Source organism: Enterobacter sp. 6722112 (assembly GCF_058661685.1).
Map to the genome: position 1 here is coordinate 1,119,929 of NZ_JBZWGR010000007.1, position 24,933 is coordinate 1,144,861.

Sequence of the window (24,933 nt, forward strand, 5' to 3'; positions counted from 1 at the left end):
CTTTTAAACCAGCCCGAACAGCGTTAACAGCATGTCGATAACCTTGATCCCAATAAAGGGCACCACCAGCCCACCCAGACCGTAAATCCACAGGTTACGGCGCAGCATGGCGGCGGCCGTCAGCGGCTTATAGCTCACCCCTTTCAGCGCCAGCGGAATAAGAAAGACAATAATCAGCGCGTTGAAGATCACCGCGCTCAAAATGGCCGAGGCCGGAGAGTGCAGGTGCATCACGTTCAGGGCATTCAACTGCGGGTAGGTTGCCGCAAAAGCCGCCGGAATGATGGCGAAATACTTCGCCACGTCGTTGGCGATACTGAACGTGGTCAGCGAGCCGCGCGTCATCAGCATCTGCTTCCCGATATGTACCACTTCGATCAGCTTGGTCGGGTTCGAGTCGAGATCCACCATGTTGCCCGCCTCTTTTGCCGCCTGGGTACCGGAGTTCATCGCCACCGCCACGTCGGCCTGCGCCAGCGCCGGGGCGTCGTTGGTGCCGTCGCCGGTCATCGCCACCAGACGGCCTTCCGCCTGATACTGGCGAATGAGTGCCAGCTTCGCTTCCGGCGTCGCTTCGGAAAGGAAATCATCCACGCCCGCTTCGGCGGCAATGGCCGCCGCAGTCAGACGGTTATCCCCGGTGATCATCACTGTTTTAATGCCCATCTTACGCATCTGGGCGAAACGCTCTTTAATACCGCCTTTAACGATATCCTTCAGGGCGATAACCCCCAGAACGCTTGCACCTTCCGCCACCACCAGCGGGGTTGCTCCCTGACGCGCCACGCTTTCCACCAGGTGGTCGACTTCCGGGGGGAAGTGTCCATTATTGGCTTCAATATGACGGCGAATGGCATCAACGGACCCTTTACGGATCATCCGGTCCTGAATGTTAATTCCGCTCATTCGGGTTTGCGCTGTGAAGGGCACGAACGTGGCGTGCAGGCTCTGAACGTCGCGCTGGCGCAGGTTAAAGCGCTGCTTGGCGAGGATCACGATACTGCGGCCTTCCGGCGTTTCATCGGCCAGCGAGGAAAGCTGCGCCGCGTCAGCCAGCGTTTTTTCATCCACGCCGGGAGCAGGTAGAAAGTCAGAGGCCTGACGATTGCCCAGGGTGATGGTCCCGGTTTTATCCAGCAGCAGCACGTCTACGTCACCCGCCGCTTCAACGGCGCGTCCGCTGGTGGCGATGACGTTCGCGCCCAGCATCCGGCTCATCCCCGCCACGCCAATCGCGGAAAGCAGGCCGCCGATAGTGGTGGGGATCAGACAGACGAGCAGGGCGATCAGTACGGTGATGCTAACCGCTGTACCGCCGTAGGCGGAGAAGGGCCACAGGGTCGCCGTTGCCAGCAGGAAGACAATGGTGAGCGCCACCAGCAGAATGGTCAGGGCGATCTCGTTCGGCGTTTTACGACGCTGTGCGCCTTCCACCATGGCGATCATCCGGTCGAGAAAGGTTTCGCCCGGGTTAACGCTGCACTGGATCACCAGCCAGTCGGAAAGAATGCGCGTTCCGCCGGTAACTGAGGCGAAATCTCCGCCCGACTCACGGATCACCGGTGCGGATTCCCCGGTAATGGCGCTTTCGTCTACCGACGCGCCGCCCTCGATCACCTCACCGTCGCAGGGGATGATGTCGCCAGCTTCCACCAGCACCACGTCACCTTTGCGCAGTTCATCCGCCGGAACGTGGTCCATCTGCGCGCCGTATTTAGGTTCGCGTAATTTGCGCGCAAAGGCGGTTTTTTTTACCCCTTTCAGGCTGTTGGCCTGCGCCTTACTGCGGCCTTCCGCCAGCGCTTCGGCAAAGTTGGCGAACAGCACGGTAAACCACAGCCACAGGCTGATGGCGCCGGTAAAGGTTGCATTCCCTGAAAGCTGTCCCGTTCCCATGGCAATCGCCAGTGCGGTGGTGAGTAAACTTCCAGTCCAGACAATAAACATCACCGGGTTGTGCCACTGCACGCGCGGGCTCAGTTTTTTTACCGCATCCATGAGGGCCTGACGAACTAACGTCGGTTCGAGCAGGGCCAGTTGTTTACGACTCATGACAAATTCTCCGCAAAATCAGCGTAAAGAGAGATATTCCGCAACCGGGCCTAACGCGAGGGCGGGGATAAAGGTCAGGGCACCCACCAGCAAAACGGTGCCAATCAGCAGGCCGACGAACAGCGCGCCGTGAGTCGGTAACGTACCGGTGGTGGTCGGCTGGATCTTCTTATTCACCAGTGTTCCAGCGATCGCCATGACGGGAATAATCACGCCGAAACGTCCGATGAACATGCAGAACGCCAGCAAACAGTTCCAGAACGGCGAGTTGGCGCTTAATCCTGCAAAGGCGCTGCCGTTGTTGTTGGCGGCAGACGAAACGGCGTAAAGCACTTCGCTAAAGCCGTGAATGCCCGTGTTAAAGATGCCGTTGCGCCCGGCGTCGGTCATCAGCGCCAGCGCGGTACCGAGCAGCACAAGGGTGGGGGTGACCAGAATTGCCAGCGCGGTTAATTTCATTTCGCGGACGTCGATTTTTTTGCCGAGATACTCCGGCGTGCGACCGATCATTAGCCCGGCGATAAACACGGCGAGCAGAACGAACAACAGCATGCCGTACAGCCCCGAACCGACCCCACCGAAAACTACCTCGCCAATCTGCATCAGCCACATCGGGATCATGCCGCCGAGCGCGGTAAAAGAGTCGTGCATGGCGTTCACTGCCCCGCAGGAGGCCGCCGTGGTGACCACCGCATAGAGGCTGCTGGCAAGAATGCCGAAGCGGCTCTCTTTGCCTTCCAGGTTGATATTGCTGTTAGCCCCCAGCTGCATGAAGTGGCTGTTGCCGTTCCATTCGGCCCACATCACCAGTGCTACGCAGACCACGAAGATCAACGACATCGCCCACAGCAGCGTACGTCCCTGGCGGCGATCGTTAACCACATCGCCAAAGGCGAAGCAGAGCGCGGCGGGGATCAGGAAGATCGCCAGCATCTGTACAAAATTGGTTAATGCCGTTGGGTTTTCAAACGGATGCGATGAGTTGGCGTTGAAGAAGCCGCCGCCGTTGGTGCCCAGCATCTTGATCGCTTCCTGCGACGCCACCGGCCCCATAGGAAGGAGTTCCCTGGCCCCTTCAAGCGAGGTGTAAGGGGTATAAGGCAGCAGGTTTTGCAGAGTGCCTTGCTGAATAAAGAACAGGGCAATAATCAGCGCAACAGGCACCAGGATCCAAAGGGAGATGCGCGTGACATCAACCCAGGCGTTGCCGAGGGTGCTGACATTCTGACGGGCAAACGCGCGCGTCAGGGCGAAGATCACCGCGATACCGCTGGCCGCAGAAAGAAAGTTTTGCACGGTTAACCCGGCCATCTGGCTGAAGTAGCTGAGCGTGGTTTCACCAGCGTAAGACTGCCAGTTGGTGTTGGTGACAAAGCTGACCGCCGTGTTCAGCGCCAGATGCCAGGATAAACCCGGTAACTGCTGCGGGTTCAACGGCAGACTGCCCTGGAGCATCAGCAGCGTAAAGAGGGCAATAAGCCCCAGGATATTCAGAAGCAGTATCGCCATTAGGTACTGGCGCCAGTTCATTTCCCGATCGCTGATACCTGAAATGCGCCAGAGCACGTTTTCAATATTTCGCGTGCCCGGCAATGGCACGTTGTTTATCAGACGCGCCAGCGCTGTTCCCAGCGGCCTGGCGAGCACAAACAGCACCAGTAAAAAGCTGGCAATAAGCAAAAACGCCTGAGCAGCCATCAGAATGCCTCCGCATTAATCAGGGCATAAATCAGATAACCCAATAACAGGAACACCAGCACGATGCCGGCAATCAGACCTGCACTCACAATCCACCTCCGGGTGACTTTTGTTGTTGTACAAACGGTAGGATTTATGGCGCAAAGATTTCGCAAAAATCAGAAGGGCAGGTGTAAAAAAAGTATAAAAAGGGAAAGACCACAATTTAACTATTGGTAAGTAAATCGTTAACTTTTTTGTAACTTAATTACAGGCGGGAATGTAAATATTCACGAAATGAATGAAAATAAGTGGTCGGATGAGTAGTAAAATTACAAACAAAGCGGTATTATTTTAACCAGGTCACAGATTTCACATTTTCCGGAGACGGTTTCCGGCCAACTACAGGGGAGAAAATTATGGATCTTTATAAAGAGTTTCCGGCTCATATCATTTTCATGCGTCGCACTTTCGCCGTAGTGGCTGGCGTGCTGGCCCTGCCGGTGATGCTGTTCTGGAAAGATCGCGCACGTTTCTACAGTTACCTGCACCGCGTCTGGGCGAAAACCAGCGAGAAGCCGGTGTGGATGGATCAGGCCGAGAAAGCGACCTGCGATTTCTACTGATACGGTGTGACATCGTAGCCATAAAAAAACCGCCTACAGCAATGTGGCGGTTTTTTTGTCCCTCGGGATTCGCGGTCCGTTGGGTAGTTTTCAAGCTCTCACACAGAGGCTTACAAGCATACTTCTGCTGGTTTAATAAGCAAACGCTTCACTCCTAAATAAATTCTTAAAAACAGGTTCAATGGATGACGTTTTGCTCACGTGATGCCTACTATGCAGCGTCCCTTTCCGCCATCTCGCAAATGGGCACCGGTCCCGGGAAAGGTGTTACCACAACCGTGAGTCAGGCTCCACACAGAGCTTGTGTCCACCGATTTATCACCGGTGGTGATAGGTGGAGCGGTTAGCAGCAGGGACCGCATAGTGAAACGCTATTTATGCATCGCGTTCATTGTCGCCAGCGCACTCGTTGTAAAGAGTGATAAACCGGATGTGTTTATTGCCTTTACCCTGATAGCGCAGGACAAGTAGCGTTAAGGCCGCCTCGGGCGGCCTTTTTTATTTCATCCCGTCTACACTTCATGGCAAAGTAGTTCAATGCATGCCTTTTTCCTTTTACGGCATGCCCTTACGGACATAATGGACAATTGCCTGGAGTTTTATGCCCACCCATCTGGTTTGGTTTCGCGCGGATTTACGCATTCACGACAACTTCGCTCTCGCGGCGGCCTGCCGCGCTAAAGACGCGAATGTGCTGGCCCTGTTTATCGCCACGCCTGAACAGTGGCGGCAGCACGACATGGCGCCCCGGCAAGCGGCACTACTCAGCGCGTATCTGAATGACCTGCAACATTCACTGGCTGAAAAAGGCATTCCGCTGATCTATAAAGAGGCCCATGATTTTGCCGCGCAGCGCCAGACGGTGCAGGCAATCTGCCAGCAGCACGCAGTAACGCATCTTTATTACAACTATCAGTATGAATTCAACGAGCAACAGCGGGATCGTCAGCTGGAGAAAACCCTTGCGGGCGTGGTCTGTGAAGGCTTTGATGACAGCGTGATGCTCGCGCCGGGCAGCGTAATGACCGGTAGCCACGAAATGTATAAAGTTTTCACGCCGTTTAAAAATGCCTTTATCAAACGCCTGAAAGAGGGACTACCTGAGTGCGTTACCGCCCCGACCGTGAGAGGGGAAACGATAACGGATCTGCCGGCGATCAGGCTGAATTATCCCCAGCAGTCGTTCGATGAAACAGTATTCCCCGCCAGTGAGAAAGCAGCTATTGACCGGTTGCGTCAGTTCTGCACGCAGGGGGCGGCAGAGTACGAGGCGCGTCGGGATTTTCCAGCGACTGAAGGCACCAGCCGCTTGTCGGCCTGTTTAGCGCTGGGCGCGCTCTCTCCGCGCCAGTGTTTACATCGCCTGCTGGCGGAACAGCCTCAGGCCTTAGACAGGGGGGCGGGCGCAGTGTGGCTGAACGAACTGATCTGGCGTGAGTTTTATCGCCATCTGATGACGTATCATCCTGATTTGTGTAAACATCGGCCCTTTATTCGTTGGACCGAACAGGTACAGTGGCAGTCGAATGAGAAGCTGCTTAAAGCATGGCAGCGTGGGCTCACCGGCTTCCCGATTGTTGATGCGGCTATGCGGCAGCTCAATGAAACCGGGTGGATGCATAACCGCCTGCGTATGATTACCGCCAGCTTCCTGGTGAAGGATCTGCTTATCGACTGGCGAACCGGAGAGCGTTATTTTATCTCTCAGCTGATCGATGGCGATCTGGCGGCGAATAACGGCGGCTGGCAGTGGGCGGCCTCCACCGGAACGGATGCGGCTCCCTATTTTCGGATCTTCAATCCGACCACGCAGGGACAACGATTTGACGCCGACGGCGAGTTTATCCGTCGCTGGCTGCCTGAGCTAAAGGATGTCCCGGCCAAAGCCATTCATGAGCCCTGGGTATGGGCGGATAAACAGCGTGTTACCCTGAACTATCCCCGTCCCATTGTCGACCATAAACAGGCGCGCGTCGCCACGCTGGCGGCGTACGAAGCCGCCCGAAAAGTTTGAGAGAATGATGATGAAAAACAGTGAACTGGAACGCCTGATTAACGAAAAACTCAACACGGCTTCGTTTAGCGACTACGGCCCGAATGGCTTGCAGGTGGAGGGGCGCGAGGCGGTGCAAAAAATCATCACCGGCGTGACGGCAAGCCAGGCGCTGCTGGATGAGGCGGTGCGTCAGGAAGCCGATGCGGTGATTGTCCACCACGGTTATTTCTGGAAAAACGAATCACCGATTATTCGCGGCATGAAGCGCAACCGACTCAAAACGCTGCTGGCGAATGACATCAATCTGTACGGCTATCACCTGCCGCTCGATGCGCATCCTGAACTGGGAAATAACGTTCAGCTTGCGCAGCTGCTGGGGATTACCGTGATGGGCGAAATTGAACCTCTGGTGCCGTGGGGCGAACTGTCGATGCCGGTTCCGGGTCTGGAGCTGGCTTCGTGGATCGAAGCGCGCCTGGGGCGTCGTCCGCTGTGGTGCGGCGACACCGGGCCGGATACCGTGAAGCGCGTGGCATGGTGCACCGGCGGCGGCCAGGGCTTTATTGACAGCGCGGCGCGTTTTGGTGTCGACGCCTTCATTACCGGCGAAGTCTCCGAGCAGACCATTCACTCAGCCCGTGAACAAGGCCTGCATTTTTACGCGGCGGGCCATCACGCCACCGAGCGTGGCGGCATCCGCGCCCTCAGCGAGTGGCTGACGGAAAATACCGATCTGGATGTGACGTTTATTGATATCCCTAATCCGGCCTGATGAGAGGTAGTTAAGTGCAGCGAGCGCGTTGTTATCTTCTGGGTGAAACCGCGGTAGTTCTGGAGCTTGAGCCTCCGGTGACGCTTGCCACGCAAAAGCGTATCTGGCGTCTGGCTCAGCGACTGCCCGAGCTACCCGGCGTGGTTGAAGCTATTCCGGGTATGAATAATATCACCGTGGTGCTGCGTGATCCGCACACGGGGGCGCTGGATGCCATTGAGCGTCTGCAACGCTGGTGGGAGGAGAGCGAGGCGCTGGAGCCGGAATCGCGGACGATTGAGATCCCGGTTGTCTATGGCGGCAAGGGAGGTCCCGACCTTGGCGTGGTGGCCGAACACTGTGGATTAACGGAGAAGCAGGTTGTGGAGCTGCATAGCTCAGTCGACTATGTTGTCTGGTTTTTGGGATTTCAGCCGGGTTTCCCCTATCTGGGCGGGTTATCGCCCCAGCTGCATACGCCGCGCCGGGCTGAGCCGCGCCTGAGCGTACCGGCGGGCAGCGTGGCGATTGGTGGCGAGCAAACGGGAATTTATCCGCTCGCCTCACCGGGAGGCTGGCAGCTGATTGGGCACACGTCCACGCCGTTATTTGAACCAGGCCAGGACGCGCCCATACTCCTGCGTCCGGGGGATACCCTGCGCTTTATCCCGCAGAAGGAGGGGGTATGTTAACGCTTATTCGCGCAGGGCTTTACACCTCGGTACAGGATGCCGGGCGTTTTGGGTTGCGTCAGTCGGGCGTAAGCTACTGCGGTGCGCTCGATCGCCCTTCGCTGGAGATTGCCAACCTGCTGGTAGGTAACGCAGGCAGCACGGCGGCGTTAGAAATTACGCTGGGTCAGTGCGTGATTGAGTTTGGTCAGGAAACCTGGTTTGCCTTAACCGGCGCGGGCTGTGACGCGATGCTGGACGGCAAAGCGGTGTGGACCGGCTGGCGCCTGCGGGCGAAGGCCGGGCAGCGTCTGACGCTCAAGCGTCCTCTGCACGGCGTGCGCAGCTATCTTGCGGTGGCGGGGGGGATCGACGTGCCGGAGGTGTTGGGCTCATCCAGCACCGACCAGAAAGCGGGAATGGGCGGCCATGAAGGACGGCTGCTGCGTGACGGCGATCGTCTGCGGATAAAGACCTCAACGCGCCATTTCACCACCACGCAGGGCGTGAAACAGCTGCTGTGGGGGAACGTGATCCGCGCCTTACCAGGACCGGAATACCATGAGTTTGATGAAGCCGCGAAAGAGTCTTTCTGGCGCTCGCCGTGGAAGATCAGCCCGCAGAGTAACCGCATGGGTTACCGGCTTCAGGGGCAGCCGCTGACCCGCACGACTGACCGGGAACTGCTTTCCCATGGTCTGTTGCCCGGGGTGATTCAGGTGCCGGGCAACGGGCAGCCCATCGTACTGATGAACGATGCGCAAACCACGGGGGGATATCCGCGTATTGCCTGCATTATCGAAGCGGATCGCTACCATCTGGCGCAAATTCCTCTAGGTCAGCCCATTCATTTTGTGCAGTGTTCGCTGGAGGAGGCGCTGAAAGCCCGGCAGGATCAGCAGCGTTATCTCGATCAGCTGGCGTGGAGGCTCGATGGTAAAGATTGATTTAAACGCCGATCTGGGGGAGGGCAGCAGCGCCGATGCGGCGCTGATGACGCTGGTCTCCTCGGTGAACATCGCCTGCGGGTTTCATGCCGGCGATGCGCAGACCATGCTGGCGAGCGTGCGCAATGCCATGAAAAACCGCGTGGCGATTGGCGCTCACCCCAGCTTTCCCGACCGGGAAAACTTTGGTCGCACGGTGATGGTTCTGCCGCCTGAGACGGTTTACGCGCAAATGCTCTACCAGATCGGCGCCCTGGAGGCGATAGTGCGCGCTGAGAATGGCGTGTTGCGCCACGTCAAGCCGCACGGCATGCTCTATAACCAGGCGGCGAAAGATCCGGTGCTGGCAGACGCCATTGCCCGCGCGGTGCGGGACTGTAATCCGCAACTGATTCTGGTAGGCCTGGCGGGCAGCGAGCTTATTCGTGCCGGAGAACGGCTGGGGCTGACTACGCGGCAGGAAGTGTTTGCCGATCGGGGATACCTGCCGGACGGTAGTCTGGTTCCGCGTACGCAGGCCGGTGCGCTGATCACCGACGAAGGTAAAGCACTGGCGCAGACGCTGGAGATGGTGCGCTTCGGGCGAGTAACCTCAACGGAGGGGACAACGGCAAACGTTCAGGCTGATACGGTGTGCTTACACGGTGACGGCGAGCATGCGCTCCAGTTTGCGCGACGCCTGCGGGCGGCGTTCTCGGAAGAGGGCATTGTTGTCAGCGCAGAATAATCATGAAAGGACAATAACATGCCAGAAGGTCCGGAGATCCGCCGCGCGGCGGATAGCCTGGAGGCGGCGATAAAGGGCAAACCTCTGACACACGTCTGGTTTGCCTTTCCTCAACTCAAGCCGTTTGAATCGCAGCTGGTGGGGCAGACGGTGACCCACATTGAAACGCGCGGCAAGGCGTTACTCACCCACTTTTCCCATAACCTGACGTTATACAGCCATAATCAGCTTTACGGTGTCTGGCGGGTGGTGGAGGCGGACGAGCAGCCGCAAACGACCCGCGTGCTGCGCGTGCGGCTACAAACGGCGGATAAGGCGATCCTGCTTTACAGCGCCTCTGATATCGAAATGTTAACGCCGGAGCAGCTGCTGACGCATCCGTTCTTACAGCGGGTCGGGCCGGACGTGCTCGACATGCGTCTGACGGCAAGCGATGTGAAAGCCCGGTTGTTATCCGCCACATTCCGCAACCGGCAGTTTTCCGGGCTGTTGCTCGATCAGGCATTTCTGGCGGGGCTGGGAAACTACCTGCGGGTGGAGATCCTCTGGGAAGTGGGGCTGGCGCCGCAGCGCAAAGCGTCGCAGCTGAGCGATGAACAGCTGGAGGCGCTGTCGCACGCGTTACTGGATCTTCCACGGCTGTCGTACAACACGCGCGGCGTGGTGGATGAGAACAAGCATCACGGGGCGCTGTTCCGCTTCAGGGTGTTTCATCGGGCAGGTAAAAAGTGTGAGCGGTGCGGCGGGGTGATTGAGAAGGCGACGATCTCTTCCAGGCCGTTTTACTGGTGTCCTGGGTGCCAGATGTAAAAAAGCCGGGTGGTGGCTACGCCTTACCCGGCCTACATCTCGCACTTGTAGGCCCGGCAAGCGAAGCGCCGCCGGGCGTGTTTTTTAGCGCTTAATGTCAGACTTAAAATCACGCTGCTCGTAGCCGGTATACAGCTGACGAGGACGGGCGATCTTCATGCCTTCGCTGTGCATTTCGTTCCAGTGCGCAATCCAGCCCACGGTACGGGCCATGGCGAAGATTACGGTGAACATGGAAGACGGAATACCCATCGCTTTCAGAATAATGCCAGAGTAGAAATCGACGTTCGGGTAGAGTTTCTTCTCGATGAAGTACGGGTCGTTCAGCGCGATGTGTTCCAGCTCCATCGCCACTTCCAGCAGATCATCTTTCGTTCCCAGCTCTTTCAGCACTTCGTGGCAGGTTTCACGCATGACGGTCGCGCGCGGGTCGTAGTTTTTGTAAACGCGGTGACCGAAGCCCATCAGGCGGAAAGAATCATTCTTGTCTTTCGCGCGACGCACGAACTCAGGAATGTGCTCAACGGAGCTGATCTCTTCCAGCATCTTCAGTGCCGCTTCGTTCGCGCCGCCGTGCGCCGGTCCCCACAGGGAGGCGATGCCCGCAGCGATACAGGCGAACGGGTTCGCGCCGGAAGAGCCCGCGGTACGGACGGTAGAGGTCGAGGCGTTTTGTTCGTGGTCAGCGTGCAGGATCAGAATACGGTCCATCGCGCGTTCCAGCACCGGGTTCACTTCGTACTCTTCGCACGGTGTGGAGAACATCATACGCAGGAAGTTACCCGCGTAGGAGAGGTCGTTGCGTGGGTACACAAACGGCTGACCGATAGAGTATTTGTAACACATCGCCGCCATGGTAGGCATTTTAGACAGCAGACGGAACGCCGCGATATCACGGTGACGTGGGTTATTCACGTCCAGAGAATCGTGGTAGAACGCCGCCAGCGCACCGGTAATACCGCACATGACCGCCATCGGATGAGAGTCACGACGGAACGCATGGAACAGACGGGTAATCTGCTCATGGATCATGGTGTGACGGGTCACGGTGGTTTTAAATTCATCGTACTGGGCCTGCGTCGGTTTTTCGCCGTTCAGCAGGATGTAGCACACTTCCAGATAGTTGGATTCGGTGGCTAACTGATCGATGGGGAAGCCGCGATGGAGCAGGATACCTTCGTCACCGTCAATGTAGGTGATTTTGGATTCGCAAGATGCGGTGGAGGTGAATCCAGGGTCAAAGGTGAATACCCCTTTGGAACCCAGCGTACGGATATCAATAACATCCTGACCGAGCGTGCCTTTTAGCACATCCAGTTCAATAGCATCATCACCATTTAGGGTGAGTTTTGCCTTTGTATCAGCCATTTACGGTCTCCTTAGCGCCTTATGCTTAAGACTGCGCTTTACCGGATTTGCTTTCAGCTGTTAATCATCGTTACCAGATTGTTATTTGGCTTACCGCTCAGCTCACGAGGAGAAACCAGGGTACAGAGCTATGGCGCCTTGCAGGTAAACGAATGAAATATCAGTGAAACAACAGCAAATCAGCGTTTTTGCAGTCCGAATTATTCAAACCTGTATATCACTAATAACTGTCCTGATAACTTCGGTCAATACCATCACACTGTTACATAACTATTTGTCAGGTGAAAGAGAGACCTCATAACTTTTGCGCATTATATGCCTTTTCTGATGACGTTTGTAACAATATTGTTTAACATTTGTCAAATCAGATGATTAAAAATTAAAAAGATGTTGTTATCGTGACCCCGATCACTGTTCCAGAGAAAACCCAACAAACTGTATGTAGGTTAATTGTAATGATTTTGTGAACGGCCTATACTGCCGCCAGGTCTCCGGAACACCCTGCAATCCCGAGCCACCCAGCGTTGTAACGTGTCGTTTTAGCATTTGGAAGCAATGTTTTGCATGACGCGCAGTTATAGAAAAGGAACGCTGTCTGACCCGCATCGCAGTCCGGAGGAAGGAAACAATAAGAACAGCATGTGGGCGTTATTCATGATAAGAAATGTGAAAAAACAAAGACCTGTCAATCTGGATCTGAAAACGATCCGATTCCCTGTAACAGCAATAGCGTCCATTCTGCACCGTGTTTCTGGTGTGATTACGTTTGTGGCGGTCGGTATCTTGCTGTGGTTACTGGGAACCAGCCTCTCATCCCCTGAAGGATTCCTCCAGGCCTCAGCCATTATGAACAGCTTCTTCGTGAAATTTATCATGTGGGGCATTCTGACCGCGCTGGCCTATCACGTGGTTGGCGGCGTTCGCCATATGCTGATGGACTTTGGCTACCTGGAAGAGACGTTCGAGGCCGGTAAACGTACCGCTAACATTTCATTTGTGATCACTGTCGTGCTTTCACTTCTCGCAGGAGTTCTCGTATGGTAAGCAACGCCTCCGCATTAGGACGCAACGGCGTACATGACTTCATCCTGGTCCGTGCTACCGCCATCGTTCTCACCCTTTACATCATCTATATGATCGGTTTCTTCGCGACCAGCGGCACGCTGACGTGGGAAATCTGGAGTGGTTTCTTCGGATCGGCCTTCACCAAAGTGTTCACCCTGCTGGCTCTGTTCTCCATCCTTATTCATGCCTGGATCGGCATGTGGCAGGTGTTGACCGATTACGTTAAACCGCTGGCGATTCGCCTTCCGCTGCAACTGATTATTGTTGTTGCTCTGCTGGTTTACGTCATTTATGGATTTGTTGTGGTGTGGGGTGTGTAATGAAACTGCCAGTCAGAGAATTTGATGCTGTTGTGATTGGTGCGGGTGGCGCAGGTATGCGCGCCGCACTACAAATTTCCCAGAGCGGCCAGACCTGTGCGCTGCTCTCTAAAGTATTCCCGACCCGTTCCCACACTGTGTCTGCGCAGGGCGGTATCACCGTTGCGCTGGGTAATTCCCATGAAGATAACTGGGAATGGCATATGTACGATACGGTAAAAGGTTCCGATTACATCGGTGACCAGGATGCCATCGAATATATGTGTAAAACCGGCCCGGAAGCGATTCTGGAGCTGGACCACATGGGTCTGCCGTTCTCTCGTCTGGAAAATGGCACCATCTATCAGCGTCCGTTTGGCGGCCAGTCGAAAAACTTCGGCGGCGAGCAGGCGGCACGTACCGCAGCGGCGGCTGACCGTACCGGCCACGCGCTGCTGCACACGCTGTATCAGCAGAACCTGAAAAACCACACCACCATCTTCTCCGAGTGGTATGCGCTGGATCTGGTGAAAAACGCCGATGGCGCCGTGGTGGGATGTACCGCCCTGTGCATCGAAACCGGTGAAGTGGTCTACTTCAAAGCCCGCGCAACCGTGCTGGCGACCGGCGGCGCAGGCCGTATCTATCAGTCCACTACCAACGCCCATATCAACACCGGTGACGGCGTTGGGATGGCGATCCGCGCTGGCGTGCCGGTGCAGGACATGGAGATGTGGCAGTTCCACCCAACCGGTATCGCCGGTGCGGGCGTACTGGTGACAGAAGGCTGCCGTGGTGAAGGTGGTTACCTGCTGAACAAACATGGCGAGCGCTTCATGGAGCGTTATGCGCCAAACGCAAAAGACCTTGCGGGCCGTGACGTGGTGGCGCGTTCCATCATGATCGAAATCCGTGAAGGCCGCGGCTGTGACGGCCCTTGGGGTCCACACGCGAAGCTGAAACTCGACCATTTGGGTAAAGAAGTGCTGGAATCCCGCCTGCCGGGCATTCTGGAACTGTCCCGCACCTTCGCTCACGTCGACCCGGTGAAAGAGCCAATTCCGGTTATCCCAACCTGTCACTACATGATGGGCGGTATTCCGACCAAAGTGACCGGTCAGGCGCTGACCGTGAACGAGCAGGGCGAAGACGTGGTCATCCCTGGCCTGTTCGCGGTAGGCGAAATTGCCTGCGTATCCGTGCACGGCGCAAACCGTCTGGGCGGCAACTCCCTGCTGGACCTGGTGGTATTTGGTCGTGCGGTGGGTCTGCATCTCCAGGAATCTATTGCCGAGCAGGGCGCGCTGCGTGATGCGACCGATGACGAAATAGATGCCTCTCTTGAGCGCCTCAATCGCTGGAACGGTAATCGTAACGGCGAAGATCCGGTGGAGATCCGTAAGGCGTTGCAGGAGTGTATGCAGCACAACTTCTCGGTATTCCGTGAAGGTGACGCGATGGCCAAAGGGCTTGAGCAGCTGAAAGCGATCCGCGAGCGTCTGAAGAATGCCCGTCTGGATGATACCTCCAGCGAGTTCAACACCCAGCGCGTTGAGTGCCTGGAGCTGGATAACCTGATGGAAACCGCGTTCGCCACTGCGATGTCGGCAAACTTCCGTACCGAAAGCCGTGGCGCCCATAGCCGCTTCGACTTCCCGGATCGTGATGACGAAAACTGGCTGTGCCATTCCCTGTATCTGCCAGAGTCGGAAACCATGACGCGTCGTAGCGTTAACATGGAACCGAAACTGCGTCCGGCGTTCCCGCCGAAGATTCGTACTTACTAATGCGGAGACAGGATAATGAAACTCGAATTCTCAGTTTATCGTTATAACCCGGATGTAGACGATGCTCCGCGTATGCAGGATTACACCCTCGAAGCGGAAGAAGGTCGTGACATGATGCTGCTGGATGCCTTAATCCAGCTGAAAGAGAAAGATCCTACGCTGTCGTTCCGCCGCTCCTGCCGTGAAGGGGTGTGTGGCTCTGACGGTGTAAACATGAACGGCAAAAACGGTCTGGCCTGTATTACGCCAATTTCAGCGCTACAGCGTTCTGGCCAGAAAATTGTGATCCGTCCTCTGCCTGGCCTGCCGGTCGTGCGTGATTTGGTGGTGGACATGGGGCAATTCTATGCACAATATGAGAAGATTAAGCCTTACTTATTGAATAATGGGCAAAATCCACCCGCTCGCGAGCACTTACAGTCTCCTGAGCAGCGTGAAAAACTCGATGGGTTGTACGAGTGTATTCTCTGTGCATGCTGTTCAACGTCATGCCCGTCATTCTGGTGGAACCCGGATAAATTTATCGGCCCTGCGGGTCTGCTGGCTGCCTATCGCTTCCTGATCGACAGCCGCGATACCGAAACCGAGAATCGTCTGGAAGGGCTAAGTGACGCTTTCAGCGTATTCCGCTGCCATAGCATCATGAACTGCGTCAGTGTGTGTCCTAAGGGGCTGAACCCGACGCGCGCCATCGGCCATATTAAGTCGATGTTGTTGCAGCGCAGTGCGTAAGTAACAACGCCGGATGGCGCTGCGCTTATCCGGCCTACGTAACAGTAGGCCCGGTAAGCGTAGCGTCACCGGGCAAATTGCAGAAACCTTTAAAAACTGCCAGATAAGTAAATAATCGAGACGTTCAGCGCGAGACAAGGCGCGGTTGAACGAATCCCCTGGAGCATAGTTGACTATGTGACTGGGGTGAGTGAAAGCCGCAACGCAGTCGCAGCCGGAACGACGAAGATTATTTAGACAGTTTCTAAAGGTTCCTTCGCGGGCCACAAAGAGCTCGCAGGTGAACCCCGGCACGTACACGTGGTGTGCGTGGTAGTTTCTACGGCGAAAGTAAGCATAAAAATGCTTAAGGGATCACGATGCAGAACGGCGCAATGAAAGCCTGGCTGGACTCTTCTTACCTCTCTGGTTCAAACCAGAGCTGGATAGAACAGCTCTATGAAGACTTCTTAACCGATCCTGACTCAGTGGACGCAAACTGGCGTTCCATGTTCCAGCAGTTGCCTGGTACAGGGGTCAAACCGGATCAATTCCATTCAAAAACACGTGATTATTTCCGTCGTCTGGCGAAGGATGCCTCACGTTACTCTTCTGCGATTTCCGACCCTGACACCAATGCGAAGCAGGTTAAAGTCCTGCAACTTATCAACGCTTATCGCTTCCGTGGTCACCAGCATGCGAATCTCGATCCGCTGGGACTGTGGCAGCAGGAACGTGTAGCGGATCTCGATCCGGCTTATCACGATCTGACCGAGGCCGATTTCCAGGAAAGCTTTAACGTAGGTTCCTTTGCCATCGGCAAAGACACGATGAAGCTGGGCGATCTGATTGACGCGCTCAAGCAAACCTACTGCGGCTCCATCGGCGCGGAATATATGCACATTACCTCCACCGAAGAGAAACGCTGGATCCAGCAGCGTATCGAATCCGTGGCAGGCCACGCGAATTTCTCAGCAGATGAGAAAAAACGTTTTCTCAGCGAACTGACCGCAGCGGAAGGCCTTGAGCGCTATCTGGGCGCGAAATTCCCTGGCGCAAAACGCTTCTCACTGGAAGGCGGCGATGCGTTAGTCCCGATGCTGAAAGAGCTGATTCGTCATGCCGGTAAGAGCGGCACGCGCGAAGTGGTGCTGGGCATGGCGCACCGTGGTCGCCTGAACGTGCTGGTTAACGTGCTGGGTAAAAAGCCGCAGGATCTGTTCGACGAATTTGCGGGTAAACATAAAGAGCACCTCGGCACCGGTGACGTGAAGTACCACATGGGCTTCTCGTCGGATATCGAAACCGAGGGCGGTCAGGTTCACCTGGCGCTGGCGTTTAACCCGTCGCACCTGGAAATCGTCAGCCCGGTGGTTATCGGTTCCGTGCGTGCGCGTCTGGATCGTCTGGACGAGCCGAGCAGCAATAAAGTACTGCCAATCACTATTCACGGTGATGCGGCGGTCACAGGGCAGGGCGTGGTTCAGGAAACCCTGAACATGTCGAAAGCGCGTGGTTATGAAGTGGGCGGTACCGTTCGCATCGTAATCAACAACCAGGTGGGCTTCACCACCTCTAACCCGCTGGATGCGCGTTCCACCCCGTACTGCACCGACATCGGTAAAATGGTTCAGGCACCCATCTTCCACGTTAACGCGGATGACCCTGAAGCCGTTGCTTTCGTTACCCGTCTGGCGCTGGACTTCCGTAACACCTTCAAGCGCGACGTGTTCATTGACCTCTTCTGCTACCGCCGTCACGGCCACAACGAAGCGGATGAGCCAAGTGCAACCCAGCCGCTGATGTACCAGAAAATCAAAAAACACCCGACGCCGCGTAAAATCTACGCTGACAAGCTGGAAAGCGAAAAAGTGGCGACGCTGGAAGATGCGACCGAGATGGTCAATCTTTATCGCGACGCGCTGGATGCGGGTGAATGCGTAGTGAAAGAGCTGCGCCCAATGAACATGCACTCCTTCACCTGGTCGCCGTACCTCAACCACGAGTGGGACGAGAGCTACCCGAACAAGGTTGAGATGAAGCGTTTGCAGGAACTGGCTAAACGCATCAGCACCGTGCCGGAAGCGATCGAGATGCAGTCCCGCGTGGCCAAGATCTATGGCGATCGCCAGGCAATGGCGGCGGGTGAGAAGCTGTTCGACTGGGGCGGCGCGGAAACGCTGGCCTATGCGACGCTGGTTGACGAAGGTATTCCGGTTCGTCTGTCCGGTGAAGATGCGGGTCGTGGCACCTTCTTCCACCGTCATGCGGTTGTACACAACCAGTCTAACGGTTCAACGTACACTCCGCTTCAGCACGTGCATAACGGTCAGGGCCAGTTCAAGGTCTGGGACTCCGTGCTGTCAGAAGAAGCGGTTCTGGCCTTCGAATACGGCTACGCCACCGCAGAACCCCGCACCCTGACCATCTGGGAAGCGCAGTTCGGTGACTTCGCCAACGGTGCGCAGGTCGTCATCGACCAGTTCATCTCCTCCGGTGAGCAGAAGTGGGGCCGTATGTGCGGTCTGGTGATGCTGCTGCCGCACGGCTATGAAGGACAAGGTCCGGAGCACTCCTCCGCGCGTCTGGAGCGTTATCTGCAACTCTGCGCCGAGCAGAATATGCAGGTTTGCGTGCCGTCCACTCCGGCTCAGGTTTACCACATGCTGCGTCGTCAGGCGCTGCGCGGTATGCGCCGTCCGCTGGTAGTCATGTCACCAAAATCCCTGCTGCGCCATCCACTGGCGGTCTCCAGCCTGGAAGAGCTGGCAAACGGCACCTTCCTGCCGGCCATCGGTGAAATTGACGAGCTGGATCCGCAGGCCGTTAAGCGTGTCGTAATGTGTTCTGGTAAGGTTTATTACGACCTGCTGGAACAGCGCCGTAAGAACGATCAGAAAGATGTCGCCATCGTGCGTATCGAACAGCTTTATCCGTTCCCGCATCAGGCGATGCAGGAAGTGCTGAAACAGTACGCTCACGTTCATGATTTTGTCTGGTGCCAGGAAGAGCCGCTCAACCAGGGCGCATGGTATTGCAGCCAGCATCATTTCCGTGAAGTGATTCCATTTGGGTCTGCCCTGCGTTATGCAGGTCGCCCGGCCTCCGCCTCTCCGGCGGTAGGGTATATGTCCGTTCACCAGAAGCAGCAACAAGATCTGGTCAATGACGCGCTGAACGTCGATTAATTAAAGGATACATAATGAGTAGCGTAGATATTCTTGTTCCCGACCTGCCTGAGTCCGTAGCAGATGCAACCGTCGCCACCTGGCACAAAAAACCAGGCGACGCGGTAACCCGTGACGAAGTGCTGGTAGAAATCGAAACTGACAAAGTGGTACTGGAAGTACCGGCTTCAGCGGATGGCATTCTGGATGCAGTCCTGGAAGATGAAGGTACGACCGTCACTTCTCGCCAGATCCTGGGTCGCCTGCGTGAAGGCAATAGCGCGGGCAAAGAGTCCAGCGCCAAATCTGAAGAGAAAGCGTCTACTCCGGCCCAGCGCCAGCAGGCGTCTCTGTCCGATCAGACCAATGACGCGCTCAGCCCGGCGATCCGTCGCCTGCTGGCTGAGCACAGCCTCGATCCGGCAGCCATCAAAGGCACCGGCGTGGGTGGCCGTCTGACGCGCGAAGACATCGACAAGCATCTGGCAAAAGCGCCTTCTGAGGCGAAAGCGGAAGCGAAAGCCCCTGCGGCAGCACCAGCGGCACAGCCAGCTCTGGGCGCACGTAGCGAAAAACGCGTGCCGATGACCCGCCTGCGTAAGCGCGTGGCCGAGCGTCTGCTGGAAGCGAAAAACTCCACCGCGATGCTGACCACCTTTAACGAAGTCAACATGAAGCCAATCATGGATCTGCGCAAGCAGTACGGTGACGCGTTTGAAAAACGTCACGGTATCCGTCTGGGCTTCATGTCCTTCTACGTGAAAGCGGTAGTTGAAGCGCTGAAACGCTACCCGGAAGTGAACGCGTCTATCGATGGCGATGACGTGGTTTACCACAACTACTTCGACGTCAGCATGGCGGTTTCTACCCCGCGCGGCTTGGTTACCCCGGTTCTGCGTGACGTGGATACCCTGGGTATGGCTGACATCGAGAAGAAAATCAAAGAGCTGGCCGTGAAAGGCCGTGACGGCAAGCTGACCGTTGAGGACCTGACTGGCGGTAACTTCACCATTACCAACGGTGGTGTGTTCGGCTCGCTGATGTCTACCCCGATCATCAACCCGCCGCAGAGCGCGATCCTGGGTATGCATGCCATTAAAGATCGTCCAATGGCGGTAGACGGTAAAGTGGAGATCCTGCCGATGATGTACCTGGCGCTCTCTTACGATCACCGCCTGATCGACGGCCGCGAGTCCGTAGGCTTCCTGGTTGCCATTAAAGAGCTGCTGGAAGATCCAACGCGTCTGCTGCTGGACGTCTAGTTTTTGCAGTCTTGCCCGGCGGCGCGTTGCTTGCCGGGCCTACAAAAGCACTACCTAACGATTACCTGAAGGATGGATAGAACACATGAACTTACATGAATATCAGGCCAAACAGCTGTTTGCCCGGTATGGCTTACCGGCTCCGGTGGGTTATGCCTGTACTACCCCGCGTGAAGCAGAAGAAGCCGCGTCTAAAATCGGTTCCGGCCCGTGGGTAGTTAAATGTCAGGTTCACGCTGGTGGCCGTGGTAAAGCGGGCGGTGTGAAGGTTGTTAAGAGCAAAGAAGAGATCCGTGCGTTTGCTGAACATTGGCTCGGCAAGCGTCTGGTAACCTACCAGACAGATGCGAACGGCCAGCCGGTTAACCAGATCCTGGTGGAAGCGGCAACCGACATCGCGAAAGAACTGTACCTCGGCGCAGTCGTAGACCGTAGCTCCCGTCGCGTGGTGTTCATGGCGTCTACCGAAGGCGGCGTGGAAATCGAAAAAGTGGCGGAAGAAACCCCGCACCTGATCCACAAAGTGGCTATCGATCCGCTGGCGGGCCCAATGCCTTACCAGGGTCGTGAGCTGGCATTCAAACTGGGTCTGGAAGGCAAGCTGGTTCAGCAGTTCACCAAGATCTTCATGGGTCTGGCGACCATTTTCCTGGAGCGCGATTTGGCGCTGATCGAGATCAACCCGCTGGTGATCACCACCCAGGGCGACCTGATCTGCCTCGACGGCAAGCTGGGCGCTGACGGCAACGCGCTGTTCCGCCAGTCCGATCTGCGTGAAATGCGCGATCAGTCTCAGGAAGATCCGCGTGAAGCACAGGCTGCACAGTGGGAGCTGAACTACGTCGCGCTGGATGGCAACATCGGCTGCATGGTTAACGGTGCGGGCCTGGCAATGGGCACCATGGACATCGTTAAGCTGCACGGCGGTGAGCCAGCGAACTTCCTCGACGTGGGCGGTGGCGCAACCAAAGAGCGCGTAACCGAAGCGTTCAAAATCATCCTCTCTGACAGCAACGTGAAAGCGGTTCTGGTGAACATCTTCGGCGGTATCGTACGTTGCGACCTGATCGCCGACGGTATCATCGGCGCGGTAGAAGAAGTGGGCGTTAACGTTCCGGTTGTTGTACGTCTGGAAGGGAACAACGCTGAACTCGGCGCGAAAAAACTGGCTGACAGCGGCCTGAATATTATTGCAGCGAAAAGTCTGACGGATGCAGCTCAGCAGGTTGTTGCCGCAGTGGAGGGGAAATAATGTCCGTTTTAATTAATAAAGATACCAAGGTTATCTGCCAGGGCTTCACCGGTAGCCAGGGGACTTTCCACTCCGAACAGGCGATTGCCTATGGTACGCAGATGGTTGGCGGCGTAACGCCAGGTAAAGGCGGCACCACGCACCTGGGCCTGCCGGTGTTCAACACCGTGCGTGAAGCGGTAGAAGCGACGGGCGCAACCGCGACCGTGATCTACGTACCGGCGCCGTTCTGCAAAGACTCTATTCTGGAAGCGATCGACGCAGGCATTAAGCTGATCATCACCATCACCGAAGGCATCCCGACGCTGGATATGCTGACCGTGAAGGTGAAGCTGGACGAAGCAGGCGTGCGCATGATCGGCCCGAACTGCCCAGGCGTTATCACTCCAGGCGAATGCAAAATCGGTATCATGCCGGGCCACATTCATCGCCCAGGCAAAGTGGGTATCGTGTCCCGTTCCGGTACCCTGACCTATGAAGCGGTTAAGCAGACCACCGACTACGGTTTCGGCCAGTCCACCTGCGTGGGCATCGGCGGTGACCCGATCCCGGGCTCTAACTTCATCGACATCCTGAAGCTGTTCCAGGAAGATCCACAGACCGAAGCGATCGTGATGATCGGTGAGATCGGTGGTAGCGCGGAAGAAGAAGCGGCTGCTTACATCAAAGATCATGTGACCAAGCCGGTGGTGGGTTACATCGCGGGTGTGACCGCGCCGAAAGGCAAACGTATGGGTCACGCGGGCGCGATTATCGCAGGCGGTAAAGGTACGGCTGATGAGAAATTCGCAGCACTGGAAGCCGCAGGCGTGAAAACCGTTCGCAGCCTGGCGGATATCGGTGAAGCACTGAAATCCATCATTAAGTAAGTCCTCTCTGCTCCCCGAATGGGGCGCGTTGAAGTATAAAAAAATGTCCGTTTCGACATGGTTGGCCGCTGTAAAGCGGCCTTTTTTTATTGCCTGCGTTTAGCCACCAGAGTGAATTTATAGTCGTCGGTGTTAAACACGTTGCGACTGTATTCAAATACCCGGCCGTCTTTCAGAAAGCCACGAGAGACTTTTTCCAGAATCGGTTTTGCCGGATCGAGCGCCAGGGCGGCAATCGCCTCATCCGATGGCATGACTGGCACCAGCTCCTGCTCGCTGCGATCGATCACCATCTTTTTGATCTGCTCAATGTAATGGTATTTCGACTGTTCCATCACTTCCCAGGTGAGGTCGGGGAACATCGCCAGCGGCATCCATGTCTCTTCCAGATTCACCGGCTTTTCCCTGATGAAGCGTACGCGCTTGACGTGCCAGACCTTATCATCCGGATTGAGCGCAAGTTTTGCCGCGAGCCGCTCATCGGCTTTCACCACTTCGAAGACGCTGACGTCGCTGTGCGTATCGACGTTGCGATCCGCTAACTTTTCGTAAAAACCGGTGAGCTGATAAATATCGTAATTCACCCGCTCCTCTTTTACATACGAGCCGCTGCCCTGAATACTTTCGATGATCTGCTCGTCGGCGAGCAGCTTCAAAGCCTGCCGCACGGTGACCCGGCTGACGCTAAACGCCTCCTGAAGGCTGGATTCCGTCGGCAGCGCGTCGCCAGGTTTTAACTCACCGGCATTAATTTTCTCGCGGAACGCATCGGCGATCTGCCGGTACATCGGTTTATTGCCCATTGTGTCGCGCCTTTTTAATACGTTTTCAGGGAATTATGCCTTCAGTGGTAAATTTGTAAATAATACAAATAAGATACAAATATCGGTGTTAGTGAAAATGATAACATAAATGTATTATCCGGTCTGCCACAATCCTGCCCAGACAATAACTTTGGATAGGTGAGGATCTTATGAACCTGACGACTCTGACCGACCCCCGTGCTGTCTGCGTGCAGGCGCAGTTTACCAGCCGTGATGAGGCAATCCGTCAGCTTGCGACGCGGCTGGTGGCGTTGGGCAAAATAGCCAACGCCGATACGTTTCTGGCAGACGTTTTCCATCGGGAATCGCTTGGCCCGACGGCGCTGGGCGAGGGGCTGGCCGTACCTCATGGTAAATCAGTGGCGGTAAACGAAGCGGCTTTTGCCGTGGCCACACTGCGTGAGCCGCTGGCCTGGGAAGGTGTGGACGGACCGGAGGAGGTCGAGCTGATTTTTCTGCTCGCCATTCCTCCCGCACAAGCGGGATCAACGCATATTCAGGTCCTGACGGAACTGACGTCTCGCCTGGCGGATGACGAGCTCAGGGCGCGCGTGATGACGGCGACCAGCGCGGAAGCGGTGCTTGCGGCGCTGGAAACAGCGCCTGACACACAAGAAACCGCCGTTGCGGAGAATGCCCCGACGATCGTCTGCGTTACCGCCTGTCCGGCCGGGATCGCCCATACCTACATGGCAGCGGAGTATCTCGAAAAAGCGGGACGTAAGCTCGGCGTCAATGTGGTGGTCGAAAAGCAGGGGGCAAATGGTATTGAGGGGCGCATCACCGCGCAGCAGTTGCAGGAGGCAAAAGCGTGTATCTTCGCGGCGGAAGTGGCGATCAAAGAGCGTGAGCGTTTTCAGGGGATGCCCGCCATTTCCGTGCCCGTCGCGGAACCCTTACGCCATGCGGAAGCGCTCATTGAGCGTGCGCTGGCGCTACAGCCTGTATCCGATGCGCGTCCTGCGCACGTCGACACGGACGCGAAAAAGTGCGTTAAAACCGAACTCAAGCAGGCGCTGCTCAGCGGTATCTCCTTTGCGGTACCGCTGATTGTCGCCGGCGGTACGGTGCTGGCGGTGTCGGTACTGCTTGCGCAAATCCTGGGCTTGCAGCATCTGTTCGATCAGGAAAACTCGTGGCTGTGGATGTACCGCAAACTGGGCGGCGGGATGCTCGGTATTCTGATGGTGCCTGTTCTGGCGGCCTATACCGCTTACTCGCTGGCGGATAAACCTGCGCTAACGCCGGGCTTTGCGGCGGGTCTTGCCGCCAATATGATCGGCTCTGGTTTTCTCGGGGCCATCGTCGGCGGGCTGATTGCGGGCTACCTGATGCGCTGGGTGAAAAACCACATCCGGCTGAGTAGCCGCTACAACGGCTTTCTGACCTTTTATCTCTATCCGGTGATTGGCGTGCTGGGCGCAGGCAGCCTGATGCTGTTTGTGATCGGCGAACCGGTGGCCTGGATCAATAACGCCCTGACCGCCTGGCTTAACGGTCTGTCCGGCGCGAATGCGCTGCTGCTGGGGGCGATCCTGGGCTTTATGTGCTCGTTCGATCTGGGCGGTCCGGTCAACAAAGCCTCTTACGCGTTCTGTCTGGGAGCGATGGCCAATGGCGTATACGGGCCTTATGCGATTTTTGCCTCCGTCAAAATGGTATCGGCCTTTACCGTGACGGCATCAACGATGCTGGCTCCGAACCTGTTCAAACAGTTCGAAATTGAAACCGGGAAGTCCACCTGGCTGCTGGGGCTGGCGGGCATCACCGAAGGGGCAATTCCGATGGCTATCGAGGATCCGTTGCGGGTCATTGGCTCATTTGTTCTGGGGTCAATGGTGACCGGAGCGATTGTCGGGGCGATGGGGATTGGGCTATCCACCCCCGGCGCGGGCATTTTCTCGCTCTTCTTACTGCATGATGCCGGGCTGGGCGGCGTGATGGCCGCTGTCGGCTGGTTTGGCGCCGCGCTGATTGGCGCCGCAATCTCTACGCTCATTTTACTGCTCTGGCGACGCCAGGCCGTGAAGAGCGGCACCTACGTGACTGAAGACATACCCTCCTAAACACGC

At 56.4% G+C, this 24,933-nt stretch carries 21 protein-coding genes; 16 read left to right on the top strand and 5 right to left on the bottom strand.

From position 1 onward, the window contains the following. Positions 1-3: 3 nt before the first annotated feature. From kdpB to kdpF, 3 genes are read right to left on the bottom strand one after another with little or no spacing between them, the layout of a single operon-like run. The gene (kdpB, locus tag AC4OVU_RS06865) at positions 4-2,052 is read right to left on the bottom strand and encodes a potassium-transporting ATPase subunit KdpB (RefSeq protein WP_023303301.1); all 2,049 of its coding nucleotides are present in this window, start codon (positions 2,050-2,052) and stop codon (positions 4-6) included. 18 nt (positions 2,053-2,070) lie between these two features. Beyond that, a complete protein-coding gene (gene kdpA / locus AC4OVU_RS06870) occupies positions 2,071-3,750 on the bottom strand; it encodes a potassium-transporting ATPase subunit KdpA (RefSeq protein WP_110292666.1) in 1,680 nt (559 codons plus the stop codon). Continuing rightward, a complete protein-coding gene (kdpF, locus tag AC4OVU_RS06875; RefSeq protein ID WP_003858638.1) occupies positions 3,750-3,839 on the bottom strand; it encodes a K(+)-transporting ATPase subunit F in 90 nt (29 codons plus the stop codon). The genes kdpA and kdpF overlap by 1 nt, the downstream gene beginning before the upstream one ends. A gap of 309 nt (positions 3,840-4,148) precedes the next feature. Between kdpF and AC4OVU_RS06880 the strand changes: the two genes are divergently transcribed. The 7 genes from AC4OVU_RS06880 to nei all read left to right on the top strand — a co-directional run bounded on the left by AC4OVU_RS06880 (position 4,149) and on the right by nei (position 10,257). Further along, positions 4,149-4,355, top strand: a complete 207-nt coding sequence (locus AC4OVU_RS06880; protein ID WP_003858637.1) for a YbfA family protein — start codon at positions 4,149-4,151, stop codon at positions 4,353-4,355. A gap of 601 nt (positions 4,356-4,956) precedes the next feature. Next, on the top strand, positions 4,957-6,369 hold the full coding sequence (gene phrB, locus AC4OVU_RS06885; protein WP_110292665.1) for a deoxyribodipyrimidine photo-lyase: 1,413 nt from the start codon (positions 4,957-4,959) through the stop codon (positions 6,367-6,369). Positions 6,370-6,379: 10 nt separating this feature from the next. Further along, complete coding sequence (locus tag AC4OVU_RS06890) at positions 6,380-7,123, top strand: type 2 GTP cyclohydrolase I (protein ID WP_026094364.1); 744 nt, start codon at positions 6,380-6,382, stop codon at positions 7,121-7,123. Positions 7,124-7,137: 14 nt separating this feature from the next. Beyond that, the gene (gene pxpB / locus AC4OVU_RS06895; RefSeq protein WP_003858633.1) at positions 7,138-7,794 is read left to right on the top strand and encodes a 5-oxoprolinase subunit PxpB; all 657 of its coding nucleotides are present in this window, start codon (positions 7,138-7,140) and stop codon (positions 7,792-7,794) included. Continuing rightward, positions 7,788-8,720 carry a 5-oxoprolinase subunit PxpC gene (pxpC, locus tag AC4OVU_RS06900; RefSeq protein WP_017384973.1) on the top strand — a complete coding sequence of 311 codons (933 nt, stop codon included), beginning with the start codon at positions 7,788-7,790 and terminating at the stop codon, positions 8,718-8,720. The genes pxpB and pxpC overlap by 7 nt, the downstream gene beginning before the upstream one ends. Then, positions 8,707-9,447 carry a 5-oxoprolinase subunit PxpA gene (gene pxpA, locus AC4OVU_RS06905; protein WP_023303304.1) on the top strand — a complete coding sequence of 247 codons (741 nt, stop codon included), beginning with the start codon at positions 8,707-8,709 and terminating at the stop codon, positions 9,445-9,447. Before pxpC ends, pxpA begins: the two co-directional genes overlap by 14 nt. Before the next feature lie 18 nt (positions 9,448-9,465). After that, positions 9,466-10,257 (top strand): endonuclease VIII, encoded by a 792-nt coding sequence (gene nei / locus AC4OVU_RS06910; protein ID WP_023303305.1) that lies wholly within the window; start codon positions 9,466-9,468, stop codon positions 10,255-10,257. 84 nt (positions 10,258-10,341) lie between these two features. Here the strand turns inward: nei and AC4OVU_RS06915 are convergent, their stop codons facing one another. Next, complete coding sequence (locus AC4OVU_RS06915; RefSeq protein ID WP_006809584.1) at positions 10,342-11,625, bottom strand: citrate synthase; 1,284 nt, start codon at positions 11,623-11,625, stop codon at positions 10,342-10,344. 639 nt (positions 11,626-12,264) lie between these two features. On the opposite strand from AC4OVU_RS06915, the gene sdhC reads away from it, so the two are divergent. The 8 genes from sdhC (at position 12,265) to sucD (ending at position 22,037) form a co-directional block, all read left to right on the top strand. Next, the gene (gene sdhC / locus AC4OVU_RS06920) at positions 12,265-12,669 is read left to right on the top strand and encodes a succinate dehydrogenase cytochrome b556 subunit (RefSeq protein WP_026080740.1); all 405 of its coding nucleotides are present in this window, start codon (positions 12,265-12,267) and stop codon (positions 12,667-12,669) included. After that, positions 12,663-13,010: a succinate dehydrogenase membrane anchor subunit gene (gene sdhD, locus AC4OVU_RS06925; RefSeq protein ID WP_003858621.1), complete on the top strand. Its 348-nt coding sequence runs from the start codon at positions 12,663-12,665 to the stop codon at positions 13,008-13,010. Before sdhC ends, sdhD begins: the two co-directional genes overlap by 7 nt. Continuing rightward, positions 13,010-14,776: a succinate dehydrogenase flavoprotein subunit gene (gene sdhA / locus AC4OVU_RS06930; protein WP_003858619.1), complete on the top strand. Its 1,767-nt coding sequence runs from the start codon at positions 13,010-13,012 to the stop codon at positions 14,774-14,776. Before sdhD ends, sdhA begins: the two co-directional genes overlap by 1 nt. 15 nt (positions 14,777-14,791) lie before the next feature. Continuing rightward, complete coding sequence (locus AC4OVU_RS06935; protein WP_023303307.1) at positions 14,792-15,508, top strand: succinate dehydrogenase iron-sulfur subunit; 717 nt, start codon at positions 14,792-14,794, stop codon at positions 15,506-15,508. Positions 15,509-15,867: 359 nt separating this feature from the next. Further along, positions 15,868-18,675 (top strand): 2-oxoglutarate dehydrogenase E1 component, encoded by a 2,808-nt coding sequence (gene sucA, locus AC4OVU_RS06940; protein ID WP_006809581.1) that lies wholly within the window; start codon positions 15,868-15,870, stop codon positions 18,673-18,675. Between the two features lie 14 nt (positions 18,676-18,689). Continuing rightward, positions 18,690-19,916, top strand: a complete 1,227-nt coding sequence (gene odhB, locus AC4OVU_RS06945; RefSeq protein ID WP_003858613.1) for a 2-oxoglutarate dehydrogenase complex dihydrolipoyllysine-residue succinyltransferase — start codon at positions 18,690-18,692, stop codon at positions 19,914-19,916. Positions 19,917-20,001: 85 nt separating this feature from the next. After that, a complete protein-coding gene (gene sucC / locus AC4OVU_RS06950; RefSeq protein ID WP_017384968.1) occupies positions 20,002-21,168 on the top strand; it encodes an ADP-forming succinate--CoA ligase subunit beta in 1,167 nt (388 codons plus the stop codon). Continuing rightward, a complete protein-coding gene (sucD, locus tag AC4OVU_RS06955) occupies positions 21,168-22,037 on the top strand; it encodes a succinate--CoA ligase subunit alpha (protein ID WP_003858609.1) in 870 nt (289 codons plus the stop codon). Before sucC ends, sucD begins: the two co-directional genes overlap by 1 nt. Positions 22,038-22,123: 86 nt before the next feature. On the opposite strand, the gene AC4OVU_RS06960 is transcribed toward sucD, so the two are convergent. Beyond that, positions 22,124-22,840 carry a GntR family transcriptional regulator gene (locus tag AC4OVU_RS06960; protein WP_017384967.1) on the bottom strand — a complete coding sequence of 239 codons (717 nt, stop codon included), beginning with the start codon at positions 22,838-22,840 and terminating at the stop codon, positions 22,124-22,126. A 170-nt stretch (positions 22,841-23,010) separates the two neighbouring features. On the opposite strand from AC4OVU_RS06960, the gene mngA reads away from it, so the two are divergent. Then, on the top strand, positions 23,011-24,927 hold the full coding sequence (mngA, locus tag AC4OVU_RS06965) for a PTS 2-O-a-mannosyl-D-glycerate transporter subunit IIABC (protein ID WP_110292964.1): 1,917 nt from the start codon (positions 23,011-23,013) through the stop codon (positions 24,925-24,927). Positions 24,928-24,933 lie beyond the last annotated feature (6 nt).

Excerpts from the sequence above, each read along its gene's own strand:
- kdpB (WP_023303301.1), bottom strand. The coding sequence starts at position 2,052 with ATGAGTCGTAAACAACTGGCCCTGCTCGAACCGACGTTAGTTCGTCAG.
- kdpA (WP_110292666.1), bottom strand. The coding sequence starts at position 3,750 with ATGGCTGCTCAGGCGTTTTTGCTTATTGCCAGCTTTTTACTGGTGCTG.
- AC4OVU_RS06880 (WP_003858637.1), top strand. The coding sequence starts at position 4,149 with ATGGATCTTTATAAAGAGTTTCCGGCTCATATCATTTTCATGCGTCGC.
- phrB (WP_110292665.1), top strand. The coding sequence starts at position 4,957 with ATGCCCACCCATCTGGTTTGGTTTCGCGCGGATTTACGCATTCACGAC.
- AC4OVU_RS06890 (WP_026094364.1), top strand. The coding sequence starts at position 6,380 with ATGAAAAACAGTGAACTGGAACGCCTGATTAACGAAAAACTCAACACG.
- pxpC (WP_017384973.1), top strand. The coding sequence starts at position 7,788 with ATGTTAACGCTTATTCGCGCAGGGCTTTACACCTCGGTACAGGATGCC.
- pxpA (WP_023303304.1), top strand. The coding sequence starts at position 8,707 with ATGGTAAAGATTGATTTAAACGCCGATCTGGGGGAGGGCAGCAGCGCC.
- nei (WP_023303305.1), top strand. The coding sequence starts at position 9,466 with ATGCCAGAAGGTCCGGAGATCCGCCGCGCGGCGGATAGCCTGGAGGCG.
- AC4OVU_RS06915 (WP_006809584.1), bottom strand. The coding sequence starts at position 11,625 with ATGGCTGATACAAAGGCAAAACTCACCCTAAATGGTGATGATGCTATT.
- sdhC (WP_026080740.1), top strand. The coding sequence starts at position 12,265 with ATGTGGGCGTTATTCATGATAAGAAATGTGAAAAAACAAAGACCTGTC.
- sdhD (WP_003858621.1), top strand. The coding sequence starts at position 12,663 with ATGGTAAGCAACGCCTCCGCATTAGGACGCAACGGCGTACATGACTTC.
- sdhA (WP_003858619.1), top strand. The coding sequence starts at position 13,010 with ATGAAACTGCCAGTCAGAGAATTTGATGCTGTTGTGATTGGTGCGGGT.
- AC4OVU_RS06935 (WP_023303307.1), top strand. The coding sequence starts at position 14,792 with ATGAAACTCGAATTCTCAGTTTATCGTTATAACCCGGATGTAGACGAT.
- sucA (WP_006809581.1), top strand. The coding sequence starts at position 15,868 with ATGCAGAACGGCGCAATGAAAGCCTGGCTGGACTCTTCTTACCTCTCT.
- odhB (WP_003858613.1), top strand. The coding sequence starts at position 18,690 with ATGAGTAGCGTAGATATTCTTGTTCCCGACCTGCCTGAGTCCGTAGCA.
- sucC (WP_017384968.1), top strand. The coding sequence starts at position 20,002 with ATGAACTTACATGAATATCAGGCCAAACAGCTGTTTGCCCGGTATGGC.
- sucD (WP_003858609.1), top strand. The coding sequence starts at position 21,168 with ATGTCCGTTTTAATTAATAAAGATACCAAGGTTATCTGCCAGGGCTTC.
- AC4OVU_RS06960 (WP_017384967.1), bottom strand. The coding sequence starts at position 22,840 with ATGGGCAATAAACCGATGTACCGGCAGATCGCCGATGCGTTCCGCGAG.
- mngA (WP_110292964.1), top strand. The coding sequence starts at position 23,011 with ATGAACCTGACGACTCTGACCGACCCCCGTGCTGTCTGCGTGCAGGCG.